Source organism: Streptomyces deccanensis (genome assembly GCF_022385335.1).
GTDB lineage: Bacteria > Actinomycetota > Actinomycetes > Streptomycetales > Streptomycetaceae > Streptomyces > Streptomyces deccanensis.
Genome location: NZ_CP092431.1, coordinates 9,807,869 through 9,820,170, shown reverse-complemented (window position 1 = coordinate 9,820,170; position 12,302 = coordinate 9,807,869). Strand labels below are relative to the sequence as shown.

Below are 12,302 nucleotides of genomic sequence, written 5' to 3'. Positions count from 1 at the left end.
AACTGGTCAATGCATTGCCTTCCCGTAAGGGTTGGAATTACCTGATTGGAAACAGTGCATCGCACATCAGTCGGTGAGGGCCATCCCCCGGCTCTTGCGGAATTCCCGAGGCGTGATGCCGTACCGATCCCTGAAGAGGCGGCTGAAGTGCGAAGCCCCGTAGAAACCCGAACGTTCACCGATCGCAGCGATGGAAAGATGGTCGAATCGTGGATCGGCCATCTCGGACCGGCAGCGTGCGAGCCTTTCGTCCCGGATCCAGCGGGCCGGGCTGGTGTTGTGCTCGTGGAAGATCTTCTGCAGGTAGCGCAGCGAGACGTTGTGCCGCTGGGCGACGACCGAAGGGCAGAGATCGGGATCGGCGAGCCGCTCCCTGATGAAGGCCTGGATGCTGAGCATCAGTGTCGGCCGGCCAGTCCCGGACTCCTCGACCATCGAGCGCAGTCGCTCCGAGAAGAGTGCCGCCGCGAGCCCGGCCACACTGCCGCCGAGCAGGTCGATGCCGGTGTCGACGTACTCTCCGTGCTGTTCGAGACCGATGAGCAGATCGGACAGCAGAGCCCCGAGGCCGTGCGACCCGTCCCACACCCTGGCGGTGAGCATCTCGGTGCCCTTCGCCGTCAGACCCAACAGGCGGCGCGGCATCATCAACGTCACCACACGGAAGTGCTCCGGCATGATGACCTTGTACGGACGCGAACTGTCATAGCAGACGAGCTGCGCCCCGCGGGCCGTCGCGTGCTTCCCGTCCTGAAACACCGCTATCTCACCGACCAGGGGGCGGCATATGCTCAGATACCCGTCCCTGTGCGTGTCCAGCAGCCGCCGGGGTCTGATCATTTCGCGTGGACCCCCCTCGACAAGAAGGATCCGGACTTCGCCGAAGCGATTGCTGACCAGGGTTCCGCGTGGTTCTTCGTCATGGTCTCGGACGATCTGCACACAGTCATGGGACCGCGCGGTCACGTTGAATCGGATAACGGTCTTACTTTCCGTACGAACGCCGACGCCTGCCATCGCCCAATCCCCCGTCTAATAAGAATTCAGGGGCTTTCCTCACCACACGACCGCGCCGCTACAACTGCCGTAGCCACGAGGGATGTGGAGGGTGCCCCGTGCATCCGTTAGGCGAGCCCATTGGAACATACCCTGATGCTGGTTTTCTACAGCCCTTTCGAACACACGGTGTCGCTCACGACACACACCGTGGCGCCCAAGTCCCGCCGCTGGCTGCGCCGACGTGCCCGCGGCCGCCTCCTCGACCGGCCGGATCGGGCCCCGGACAGAACGCAACTCGGCCATGGCTCGTGCGTGATTCGTCAATCGGGGTCGCCCCGCCCTCCCTAACGTCGGGCCGTGGTGGGCCGGAGGTGCGGCGGCCCACCCATGCCGAGAGAACCGAGGCCGCACGCGACCGTGGCACTTCATGAGGAGACCGATGACGAGGACGCCGTACCACGAGGGTGAGCAGGCCGTACAGCGGCGGGCGGGCGAAGGACACCCGGGCTGGGGCACCCCCATGTTCGGCGATGTGATCGAGCCGCCGTTCGCCCGCTTCCTGGAAAGGCAGCAGATGCTCTTCCTGGGAGGTACCGACGCCGAGGGCGCCGTCTGGGCGTCCGTCGTCACCGGAGACGCCGGCTTCGTCGCCCCGGTCGACCGGCACCGCCTGGTGATCGACGCCGTACCGACTCCCGGTGACCCGCTGGACGACGTCTACACGACGGAGCAGGACATAGGCATCGTGGCGGTGGACCCGCACACCGCCCGCCGGATCAGGCTGAACGGAACAGCACGGCGGCACGAGGACGCGCTGCACTTCCGGGCCGGGCAGGTCCTGGGCAACTGTCCCAAGTACATCCAGCGCCGCGTCCTCGTGGACTCCCCCGGCGCCCCCGCCGGTCCGGCCCCCGCCGAGACCCGCGACAGTCTCACCCCGGAGCAACAGCACCGGACAGCGCGGGCGGACACCTTTTTCATAGCCAGCCACTCCCCCGACCACGGCGCGGACGTCTCACACCGCGGCGGCACACCGGGCTTCGTGACGGCCGGCCCGCGTCGGCTCTCCTGGCCGGACTACGTCGGGAACTCCTTCTACATGACCCTGGGAAACATTCACCTCAACCCCGCCTGCGGCCTGCTCTTCCTGGACTGGGAACAGGGCCACACCCTCCAGCTCACCGGCACAGCCCGCGTCGACTGGGACCCGGGGCGCGCCGCGGCGCTGCCGGGCGCGCTGAGGTTCGTCGACTTCGACATCGAGCGGGTGGTCGAGATCCCTCACGCGACCCCCCTCCGCTGGGCCCTCGCCGCCTCCTCCCCCTTCAACCCTCCACTCACTCGGTCCCGCCCTCCCCTTTGATCGCGCTCTCCCCCTCCCCACCACCCGCCGCGCGCTCGGCGGTGGTCGAGCTGTGTTCGGGCGCCCGCTCAGGCTTCTTGAAGGTGAGGGTGCAGGGCTGCTGCGGAGCCGCTGCAGGCATGCTGAAGGGCCGCGCCGGAGGCTGCGGCCATGACCACAACAACGCGCCCGAAGCCCGTACCCGCTCCCGTACTCGCCCCCTCGACCGCAACCGCAACCGCCCCCGCACTTACACCCGCGCTCATCGCCCGCACAGCCCGGCTGGTCGTCAACCTGGCGATCGCCCTCGCCGTGATGACCGCGGCTCTCGTCATGGGCACCGGCACCAGTCACGCCGCCACCCGGGCCCAGATCGCCGCCATTGCCGAAGCGGAGGTCGGCCATGCGGAGGGCAACGGCTCGTGTCTGAAGTACGGGCCCTGCACCACCACACCCTGGTGCGCCTACTTCGCCTCCTGGGTGTGGAGATCCGCGGGCGTGTCCCCCGTGCCCACCACGGCCGTGGCCCGCGGAGTCGGGCTCTGGGGCCAGCAACAAGGCCTGTTCAGCAGCCGGCCCGCGGGCGGAATCGGCGACCCCGAGCCCGGTGACATCGTCGTCTACGGCGCACCCGCCAACGCCAGCGGCGGGCACGTCTCCATCGTCACGGCCGTCCACGCCAACGGCACGATCACCACCGTCGACGGCAACTACGGCGACAAGGTCGCCCGCCGCGTCATCGACCCGCGCACCGCGCGTTCGGGCGCCGACAGTCTGCTGATCTCCGGCTACGTGAAGCCCAAGGGAGTGCAGGCGGCGGGCGGTGACCTCCATGTGACGACGACGGTCGGCGGCCGGCCGTTCCACAACCTGCGGTACGCGAACGGCTCCTGGAGCGGGGCGAACGTCTCCGACCCCAGTGGCGGCATCACCGACACGGCGGAGGCCGGCGCGTCCAACGGTGACATGCATGTGCTGACGGTCGCCGGCGGACAGCTGTTGCACACCCTCCGGTACGCCAACGGCTCCTGGAGCGGGGCCCAGGTGGCCGACGGCAACGGCGCCATCAGCAAGGTCGCCGCGGCCACCACCTCCAACGGCGACCTCCACGTCCTCACCCTCGTCCAGGGCAGGTCTTCCACAACATCCGCTACGCCAACGGTTCCTGGAACGGCGCTCAGTTGGCCGACGGCAACGGCGCCATCAGCGAGATCGCGGCCGCCACCACCCCCAGCGGCGACCTCCACGTCCTCACCCTCGTCCAGGGCAAGGTCTTCCACAACCTCCGGTACGCCAACGGCTCCTGGAGCGGAGCCGGGTTGGCCGACGGCAACGGCGCCGTCACCGACATCGCCGCCGCCGGGGTGTTCAACGGTGACGTACACGTCCTGACGCTGGTCGGCGGCCAGGTGTTCCACAACGCCCGGTACGCGAACGGTTCGTGGATCGGGGCGCAGCCGGCCGACGGCAGGGGTGTGGTCAGCAGGGTCGCGGCCGCCACCGCCCCGAACGGTGACCTGCACGTGCTGACGCTGGTCAGTGGCAAGGTGTTCCACGACATGCGATACGTGAGCGGTGCGTGGAACGGGCCGCAGCTGGCCGACGGCAACGGCGCCGTCGACACGATCGCGGCGGCAGTCACCCCGCAGCGCTGACCTCCGCCGGGCGGCTCCAGCCCGCTGATCCCTGACTCCCGCGGTGGCGGGCCGGTCCCCGACCGGCCCGCCACCGGGGCATGTACGCGGGAGGGTACGGAAACTCGCGGAGCGAGTGGGGCCTACGCGTCGAGGTACCGGTGTCTGTTGTCGGCAGGTGTGATGAGGAGCCGGCCGTCGCGGACCTGCCATTCGGCGGTGCCCTCGACTTCGTGGCCTACCAGGAACAGGCCCCGGACGAGGTCTCCGTCGGCGTCGGACGCGGGTATCCGGGCGATCGCCCTGATCTGGTCCGTGAACCAGTCCAGCGCCGAGTCACGGATGTCGGCGCCGTAGAAGAGGTAGTGGGTCCAGTTCACGTGCCGGCTCGGCGCACCCCATCCGTGGGTGTAGTGGTCGTCGTCGTGTGCGGCGATGATCTCCTGGGCGGCGGCAAGTTGCGTCTCGTCGCACTCCAGCCACCCTCTGACCGACACGTAGGTCCCCATGAGCCTGTCCCCTCTCGCATCCCGCGTCTCTCTCACCCTCAAGAACCTCGCCTGAGCCCGACGGTTCCGGCCGAAGGAGAGGAACGCGAGGGGCTTGCGCGGTCATGAGGACCGCGCAAGCCCGGTTGCCTTCGTCCTCGAAGGCGTCTTCCCGACGTGGAGACCGACGGACGGTCAGGACGACTGCGCGGTCTGGTAGAGGTTCTGCGCGTCGGCGCCGAAGTACGGCCCGTACATCCGGTTGGGCAGGAAGTTGTACTTGAAGCTGTTCACCGACGACAACAGGCCCGTGCCCGTGGACTCGTTGAACTGGGTGAACCAGGGGCCTCCGCTGGAGCCGCCGGTCATGTTGCAGTTCATGCCGTGGTCGTTGGAGAGCAGGAAGTCACGGTTGGTCGTTCCGCTGCAGTAGACGAACTTCTCCCCGTCGTACGGGGCGGCGGCGGGGAAGCCGAAGGCGTACATCGCCTTGTTGTAGCCGGTGTTGAAGGCCAGCCCCTGCCCGCCGACGACGTCCGTCAGCAGCTTCCCGTCCAGCGGGGCGACGACGGCCGCGCCGATGTCGTAGTTGATGTCCTCGCTCGCGGTCCACTGCGGGGTGGACAGTGTCTTCGTGGCACTCCACCTGCCGTACGGCGCCTGTCCGTCGTGGTATCCGGGCACGAAGACCCAGTTGGTGTGCCAGGAGCCCTCCAGCTTCACGCAGTGCCCGGCGGTAATGACGGTGCTCTTGTTGGCGCTGGTGACGGCGTTGCCGGAACACGAGGCCGTACGCCCCTGGTAGGTGAAGAACACCCGTCCGGCCGTGGAGAGCACGGCTCCGCCGCCGGTCCAGGCTCCACCGCTGTGGGGGAAGGCCAGCACTCCCACGTCGTTCAGGGCGCCCGGAAGGGTCGGGGCGACCGTCTTCGCCTTGCCCTTGGCGACGGAGGGGGCCTGCACCCGGGATCGGTCCACGGTCGGCAGATCGAGCGCGGTGGCCTGCCGCATCCGCTCGGCGGTCCAGAACGAGGCGGGGTCGGCCGCGGCCGTGGCCGCCCCGGCGGGCGAGGCGAACACACCGGTGCCGAGCAACGCGGCGGCACCCAGCAGGGCGGCGAAGACGGGGCGGGACGTGCGCGGGGAGCGGGACGAGCGGCGTATGTCTCTCACGCGTACTCCTTGTGCGGTGGGGGACGAGGACGATCTCGCGCAACGCAGGGTGCCACCCCACCCGCAATTTGGACAGGTACACGTCACAATGGGCGCGAAATTTACGCCCGCGAGGCACAGCCCTGAACGACTCCGCGCTCTCCCGCGTATTCCTCGCTGCGTGCCGTGCCAGCCGCAACAGGTGTCCACTCCTATCGACCTGGAGGAACTCTCTACCCGACCGGGAGAACACATGCATGCGAACCGACACGCGGTGCCCACGCGGACGTCGAGGCGGACCGTCACGATCATCGCCGCCGTCTGCGCCGTGATAGCCGCGGCCGTCATCGCGATCAGGGCGGGCAGCGACGAGGCCTCGGCCAACCCGACGATCGCGGGCCAGGCCCAGCACGCCGGCGGCCATGTCGCCACAGGCGGCGCCGGACAGACGGCGACGGGCCAGAGCGGCGGCGCCGACCTCACCGTGACCGATGTGGACCGTGAGTTCCTCGTCAAGGTACGCCAGGCCGGCCTCTGGGAGATCCCGGCCGGCCGACTCGCCCAGACCCACGCCTCCAACGAGACCGTGAAGCGGGCCGGGGACCATCTCATCGACGGGCACAGCAAACTCGACCAGCTCGTGCGCGAGGACGCCGACATCCTCGGTGTGGAGCTCCCCGACGAGGCCACCGAGGAACAGCAGCAGTGGGTCCGGAATCTGGAGAACGCGCAGGGCGAGGAGTTCGACAAGCTCTTCGCCAATGTCCTCCGTGCCTCACACGGCAAGATCTTCGCCACGATCGGTGAGGTCCGGGCCGCCACCCAGAACGACCTCATCCGCCGCCACGCCCGTCAGGCCAACCAGACCGTCCTGGACCACATGGAGGTCCTGGAGGACACGGGGCTCGTCGACGCCTCCACCTTCCAGGAGGTCGAGGAGGACGTGGCCCCCAAGTAGGAGACACGACGGCCGACCGTGCCGGCGTCGGGGCAACCGCCCCGCCCGGCCCAGCCTCTCCGGCGCGCGCAAGCGCCCACCCTTTCCTCAGAGGACTCCGCCCCAAAGGGGCACCCAGAAAAGGCGGTTCGAAGGGGCGGACGACTGGCGACCATCTTTGCACTGTGCAATGATCGAAGCGGGGGAGCCGAGCCGACGGTCGGCCGCTACCTGGCGCCCAGGAGTGACACCGGCACGGTTACGCGGCGGCAGCACGCCGACCGTCGGCAGGGCCCTCCCCCAGCGACCTCGCACACAGCCACGGCGCCGGGGTCGGCTGACGCGGGGTGACCAGCGGTTTCAAGCTCCGGCTCGTCCCTCCCTGCTCGTCCTTCCCGGCTCGCCCTTCCCGGCTCGCCCTTCCCTGCTCGCCCTTCCCACGCGCACGCGTCATCGCCGCGTCGCGGGTACTCGGGGTCCACCCGGTCGACGGGAACGCGAGCAGGAAGGCAGGGCCGCCGCATGAACGACCCGGAGCGTCCCCTCCGCCGTCCGCGCCCGGAACCGCGCAGGTCCCTGGCCGTCTGCGCCCTGATCGGCGCGGCGCTGATGGCCGCCGTCGACGAGATCGTCTTCCACCAGCTCCTGGCCTGGCACCACTTCTACGACCGTTCGACCACCGACATCGGCCTGCTCTCCGACGGCCTGCTGCACACCGCCGAGCTGCTGGCCCTGGTCGCCGGCTTCTTCCTCTACGCCGACCTGCGCCGCCGTCGCGCCCTGGCCGCCGCCCATGCGCGGGCGGGCCTCTTCATCGGGCTGGGCGCCTTCCAGCTCTTCGACGGTGTCGTCGACCACAAGCTGCTACGGCTGCACCAGATCCGCTACGGAACCGATGTCACCCCCTACGACTGGGCCTGGAACCTCGGCGGTCTCGCTCTGCTCCTCATCGGCTGCACCCTGGCCCTCCGCGCGGCACGCCGCTCCCGGGCAGAGCCGACGACATGACACCGGAGCACATCCACCCCGGCCCGGCCTGGCACGACCTGGCCGGATGGTGCGTCACGGCAGGCGCGCTCCTGGCGTGCGCGGCGTACCTGCTGGCCGCGCGCCGTCTGGGGCGACGCGGCGACGCATGGCCCTGGCCGAGGGACGCGGTCTTCACCACCGGCTGTCTGGCCGTGGCCTGGGCGATGACCGCAGAACCGCCGGGAGGGCCGTTCACCTCGCACGTCACCCGGCATCTGGTGGTCGGCATGGCGGCGCCTCTGCTTCTCGTCCTGGGCCGGCCCCTGACCCTGGCGCTACGGGCCCTGCCACCCGGCCCTCTGCGGAGGGCCCTGCCCGCCGCGGCGCACGCGCGGCCCGTCGCCGTGCTGCTCCTGCCGCCGGTGGCGGCCGTGGTGGACCTCGGCGGTCTGTGGCTGCTGCACCGTACCGGGCTTTTCGCCGCGACCCACCGCCAGCCCCTGCTGAATGCCGTGACGCAGGCGCATGTGCTGGCAGCCGGGCTGCTCTTCACCTTCGCGGTCTGTCAGCTCGATCCCGTGCGGCGACGTCGGAGCCTCGCCCTGCGCGGATCCGCGTTGCTGGCCGCCGGTGCCGCCCACGCCGTACTCGCCAAGGGGCTGTACGGGGCACCGCCGCCCGGCACGGACTTCACGGCTGCCGATCTGCGCACCGGTGCGCAACTGATGTACTACGGCGGGGACCTGGTGGAGATCGCCCTCGCCGTGACGCTGGCCGTCCAGTGGTACGCGCGGCGTCACGCGCCGCGACCGACTGGCCGCCGGGGACCTGAGCACCGCCCACCTGGCCACGCACACCGTCGCGCCCGACCGGGCTCCCACCGCGTACGACCTGTTCAAGCACAAGAAGGACGGCTGCGTGCGTGCGGTCATCCGCCCGGACGCCGCCTGAGCGATCGGTGGCCCGCAGAAGGGTGCCGGACCGGACGGCCCTGTTCCGTTTAGCACGGTTCGCGCTCTCCCGCTGGGTACCCGGGCACCACCGGGGACACGGACCGTGGCCCCCTGGCGAAGGAGGCGGGGCATGACCGAACGGACCCATAGCACCCTGGAGTCGCACCCAGACATCCAGGAGATGCGGGAACGCCATGCTCGGGCCGAACGGGCGGCCTCGAGCCAGCAGGGTCAGGCCGTCGAGGCGATGGCCCTCATCACCGGCCTGTACCTGGCGGCCTCGCCCTGGATCGCGGGGTTCAACGACTTCGGCACCCTGGCCATCAACAACCTGATCACCGGCATCGCCTACACGTTCCTGCTGAGCGGCTTCGGCCACGCCTACGAGCGCACGCACGCACGAGCGTGGACGGCCGCGCTGCTCGGTCTCTGGACCGTGATCGCACCGTGGATGGTCGCGGGGAACGTGGACACCACACGCACGGTCGTCAACAACGTCATCGTCGGCGTCGTCGCCCTCCTGTGCGCCCTGGCCGCGAGCGCGGCTGCGGGCGAGACGGACAGGGGCGGCCGGAGCCGTCGCGCGCGAACAGCCCGCTGACACGCGGGCACGGCCGGCCACGGCGGGTCCCTGTTTGCCCTCTCGGCAAGCGGGGACCCACCCGCCGACACGACGTGACGGAGGCGGGGCGATTCCATGGGCGCGACCACTGACAGCCATCTCGTGAACCGCCTGCACAGGCTCGCGGAACGTACGGAGCGCCGCTACGCGGCCGGGCAGGACCGGCCGCTCGGCGGGTATCTGGCGGCCATGGCCGGCTTCGGGGTCTACACGGCGGCCTGGATCACAGCGGTACGTCTCCGGGGGCGCCCTCTGCCCGAACGTCCCGAGCCCTGGGACGTCGTGCTCACCTCGGTGGCCACGTTCCGGCTGAGCCGGCTGCTGAGCAAGGCGGCGGTCACCAGTCCGCTGCGGGCGCCCTTCACGACGTTCGTCGGCCCGCAGGGTCCCGCCGAACTGCACGAGGAGGCGCGGCCCGAGGAGGGCAAGGACACCGTGGGCGAGCTGGTGACCTGTCCCTTCTGCATGAGCGTGTGGGTCGCGTCGACTCTCACCGCGAGCCGACTGCTCTGGCCGCGCGGGACGCGCACCGCCATGGGCGCCCTCGCCGCCCTGGCCGGAGCGGACGCCCTGCAACTCGCCTACGGCGCGCTCATGAGCAGGGCGACCGACGACGACTGACCCCCGAACGGCCACCCCTTCGACCCATGTGCCCGACCGACCCATGCGTCCTCGGCAGCGCCGGAGGCGTCGTGATGACTCTCGGCGAGAAGATCGAACAGGCGGTCACCGGCCGACCCGACTCCCATGTCCCCGCTCGGGTCCTCCAGCGTCTGACGGGACTCCCGGAGCGTCCCGCAAAACAGCCGTTGGCTGTCAACTGGGCCATGCATCACGGCCAGGCCGCCCTGCTCGGAGTGGTGCGCTCCCTCATGGCGCAGGCCGGGCTGCGCGGCCCCCTCGCCTCCGCGCAGTTCACCGTGGTCCGCCTGACCAACGACCAGATTCTGGAGAACGCGACCGGTGTGGGCGCACCGCCCGCCACCTGGCCCCGCAAGGAACTCGTCGTGGACGTCCTGCACAAGACCGTCTACTCGTTCGCCACCGGTGCCGTCGCCGACCTCCTCGCCGCCCGCAGCGGTCCCGGACCCGGACAGCGCCACGCCTCCCGCCAGCACGGCCGTCACGCCGATGCCGGGCCCCTTCCCCGGGGAGACGCACACGGCCGATGACCACGGGCGGACCCGTGGTCGGGCCGCTCCGCCCTCCCCGGACCTCACGAGGGCTGGACCAGGGCGGTGGGGCGCCGCTCAGAGTTTGCGCGGCTCGTTGTTCCTGGCCGGGTCGGAGACCTCGATGCCCGCCGGGATGAAGCCGCGCTGCCCCTTGTCGGCCAGCTCGCGCAGGTGCTGCCGGTAGCGCTCGGGAGAGACGACCTTGACGTTGAACAGCATGCGCGCGTGGTCGACGCCGCAGAGCTCGGCGCACTTGCCCCGGAACGTGCCCTCAGCCGTCGGCGTCACCTCGAAGACATTGACGTTGTGACCGGGGAAGACGTCCTGCTTCATCAGGAACGGCAACACCCAGAAGGAGTGGATGACGTCTCGCGAGGACAGCACGAACCGGACCTTCTCCCCCTTCGCCAGCCACAGGGTGGGACCGGGGTTGCCGTTCTGCGGGTTGCGAGCGCCGGGAACACCGACGTCGAAGACGCCCTCGGCGCCCGCGGGGAAGGCGTCCCGGTATCTGTCCGGGACGATGCCCATGTCCGGGTCCGCCTTCGCGTCGCCCGTCCCGGCGTCGCCGTCCACGTCCTCGACGTAGTTGAAGCCCCAGCTCCACTGAAAGCCGACCACCCCCACGGTGTGGGCGGGCTTCTCGGAGAGTTCGAGGAGTTCGGCCTCGTCACGTGCCGTGAAGTAGAAGAGCACCGAGACGATGATCAGCGGCACCACGGTGTACAGCACTTCGATGGGCATGTTGTAGCGGGACTGCGGGGGGACCTCGACCGCGGTCCTGCTGCGCCGGTGGAAGATCGCCGCCCAGATGATCAGCCCCCACACCAGCGCGCCCACGGTGAGCGCGGCCGCCCACGAGCCCTGCCACAGGAAGAGGATGCGCGGTGCCTCCTCCGTGACCGGAGTGGGCATGCCGAGGCGGGGGAAGTCCCGCCATGTGGCCTCGCAACCGGAAGTGGTCGCCAGGACCAGTCCGGCGCCCAGAGCCCGTGTGAGCCCCCGACGCATCCGGCGTCGCGACGACGGGTGAAGTCGGGGCGATCCAGGTGATCTGGACGATGGGGGTGATGGGGGCGATGGGTCACATCCGTCGGAACTCACGTGGCGCCTTCCGGGGGGTCCGAGCCCGCGGACGGGAGATCACCCGCAGACGTCGCGGCCTCTCACCGATCACGCAGGGTGGGAGATATTGCTCCCTTTATGCGGACAAGACACTACTCAGTGTCACGCCGACGCCCGGCCCAACGCGCCGCCACGTGCCGGTGCGCGGAGCTACCCGCGGACGGCCGCCCCCATCCTCACGCCCGCGTCATGCCCGCGATCTCCCACGAGAAAGGGGTCTCCCACGAGAGAGGGGAGGGACCGCTTCGACCTCCCCAGGTGTCGCGGTCCCTCCCCGGCGGAATCCGTCTACCCGGAGACTCGCCCTTCATGCTCACCCTTCACGCTCGCCCCTCCTGCCGCTCATTAGCTGTCGGGGAACTCGCCCGCGAACGCGCCGGCCATCCGCAGCCAGGGCTCCGCCTCGCCCGCCCGTCCCTGACGCTGCAGGGTGCGCCCGAGCATCAGATGCGCGTAGTGCTCGACCGGATCACGCTCGACGATCACCCGCAACTGGTCCTCCGCGCGGCGCAGTTGCGCGGAGTGGTAGTAGGCGCGGGCCAGCAGCAGCCGGGGGCCCGTCTGCTCCGGGACCTCCTCGACCACGTCGACGAGCAACTTCGCGGCACCGATGTAGTCCCGCGCGCCGAACAGCAGTTGGGCACGCTCCCAACGCTCGGCGGTGGTCTCCTCGTGCGGCACTCCGACGCCGTTGTCGAACAGGTGCAGCGCGCTGGCCCAACGGTCGGGCGCCACCCCGTCGGCGGCCGGGTACATGTTGAAGTCGCCGGTCATGGTTCCCTACCTCCTTCTCCCGGACGTGTCTTCACACGGTCCGGAGTGCGACTCGCCGTTGCTCGAACGGCACGACGGGCGCCGCACGCCCACCGGCGCATGCCGGGAGCGCTCGTGCAGCACGCTGCCACG

At 70.1% G+C, this 12,302-nt stretch carries 14 protein-coding genes; 9 read left to right on the top strand and 5 right to left on the bottom strand.

Annotation, left to right across the window (positions count from 1 at the left end; translation table 11 throughout):
* Positions 1 to 66: 66 nt before the first annotated feature.
* A complete protein-coding gene (locus L3078_RS43180) occupies positions 67 to 1,017 on the bottom strand; it encodes an AraC-like ligand-binding domain-containing protein (protein ID WP_239759914.1) in 951 nt (316 codons plus the stop codon).
* Between the two features lie 421 nt (positions 1,018 to 1,438).
* Here L3078_RS43180 and L3078_RS43175 point away from each other — a divergent pair, with 421 nt between their 5' ends.
* From L3078_RS43175 to L3078_RS43165, 3 genes are all read left to right on the top strand, one after another.
* Positions 1,439 to 2,362, top strand: a complete 924-nt coding sequence (locus L3078_RS43175; RefSeq protein WP_239759913.1) for a pyridoxamine 5'-phosphate oxidase family protein — start codon at positions 1,439 to 1,441, stop codon at positions 2,360 to 2,362.
* A gap of 150 nt (positions 2,363 to 2,512) precedes the next feature.
* Positions 2,513 to 3,733 carry a CHAP domain-containing protein gene (locus tag L3078_RS43170; protein ID WP_239759912.1) on the top strand — a complete coding sequence of 407 codons (1,221 nt, stop codon included), beginning with the start codon at positions 2,513 to 2,515 and terminating at the stop codon, positions 3,731 to 3,733.
* Positions 3,661 to 3,996, top strand: coding sequence for a hypothetical protein (locus tag L3078_RS43165; RefSeq protein WP_239759911.1), 336 nt, complete (start codon positions 3,661 to 3,663; stop codon positions 3,994 to 3,996). The genes L3078_RS43170 and L3078_RS43165 overlap by 73 nt, the downstream gene beginning before the upstream one ends.
* A 122-nt stretch (positions 3,997 to 4,118) precedes the next feature.
* Here the strand turns inward: L3078_RS43165 and L3078_RS43160 are convergent, their stop codons facing one another.
* Both L3078_RS43160 and L3078_RS43155 read right to left on the bottom strand, forming a co-directional pair.
* On the bottom strand, positions 4,119 to 4,484 hold the full coding sequence (locus L3078_RS43160; RefSeq protein ID WP_239759910.1) for a hypothetical protein: 366 nt from the start codon (positions 4,482 to 4,484) through the stop codon (positions 4,119 to 4,121).
* 174 nt (positions 4,485 to 4,658) lie between these two features.
* Positions 4,659 to 5,636 (bottom strand): trypsin-like serine peptidase, encoded by a 978-nt coding sequence (locus L3078_RS43155; RefSeq protein WP_239759909.1) that lies wholly within the window; start codon positions 5,634 to 5,636, stop codon positions 4,659 to 4,661.
* A gap of 232 nt (positions 5,637 to 5,868) precedes the next feature.
* Here L3078_RS43155 and L3078_RS43150 point away from each other — a divergent pair, with 232 nt between their 5' ends.
* From L3078_RS43150 to L3078_RS43125, 6 genes are all read left to right on the top strand, one after another.
* Positions 5,869 to 6,573 (top strand): DUF4142 domain-containing protein, encoded by a 705-nt coding sequence (locus tag L3078_RS43150; RefSeq protein ID WP_239759908.1) that lies wholly within the window; start codon positions 5,869 to 5,871, stop codon positions 6,571 to 6,573.
* A 501-nt stretch (positions 6,574 to 7,074) separates the two neighbouring features.
* Entirely contained in the window at positions 7,075 to 7,560 is a 486-nt protein-coding gene (locus tag L3078_RS43145; RefSeq protein WP_239759906.1) for a DUF2243 domain-containing protein, read from the top strand.
* Positions 7,557 to 8,525 carry a cytochrome c oxidase assembly protein gene (locus L3078_RS43140; RefSeq protein WP_239759905.1) on the top strand — a complete coding sequence of 323 codons (969 nt, stop codon included), beginning with the start codon at positions 7,557 to 7,559 and terminating at the stop codon, positions 8,523 to 8,525. Before L3078_RS43145 ends, L3078_RS43140 begins: the two co-directional genes overlap by 4 nt.
* Before the next feature lie 79 nt (positions 8,526 to 8,604).
* A complete protein-coding gene (locus L3078_RS43135) occupies positions 8,605 to 9,075 on the top strand; it encodes an SPW repeat protein (protein WP_239759904.1) in 471 nt (156 codons plus the stop codon).
* 96 nt (positions 9,076 to 9,171) lie between these two features.
* A complete protein-coding gene (locus L3078_RS43130) occupies positions 9,172 to 9,717 on the top strand; it encodes a DUF1360 domain-containing protein (protein WP_239759903.1) in 546 nt (181 codons plus the stop codon).
* A gap of 74 nt (positions 9,718 to 9,791) precedes the next feature.
* A complete protein-coding gene (locus L3078_RS43125) occupies positions 9,792 to 10,268 on the top strand; it encodes a hypothetical protein (RefSeq protein WP_239759902.1) in 477 nt (158 codons plus the stop codon).
* A gap of 78 nt (positions 10,269 to 10,346) precedes the next feature.
* Here L3078_RS43125 and ctaC read toward each other — a convergent pair whose 3' ends face one another.
* Positions 10,347 to 11,282 (bottom strand): aa3-type cytochrome oxidase subunit II, encoded by a 936-nt coding sequence (ctaC, locus tag L3078_RS43120; protein ID WP_239759901.1) that lies wholly within the window; start codon positions 11,280 to 11,282, stop codon positions 10,347 to 10,349.
* 459 nt (positions 11,283 to 11,741) lie between these two features.
* The gene (locus L3078_RS43115; protein ID WP_239759900.1) at positions 11,742 to 12,170 is read right to left on the bottom strand and encodes a tetratricopeptide repeat protein; all 429 of its coding nucleotides are present in this window, start codon (positions 12,168 to 12,170) and stop codon (positions 11,742 to 11,744) included.
* Between the last annotated feature and the right edge of the window lie 132 nt (positions 12,171 to 12,302).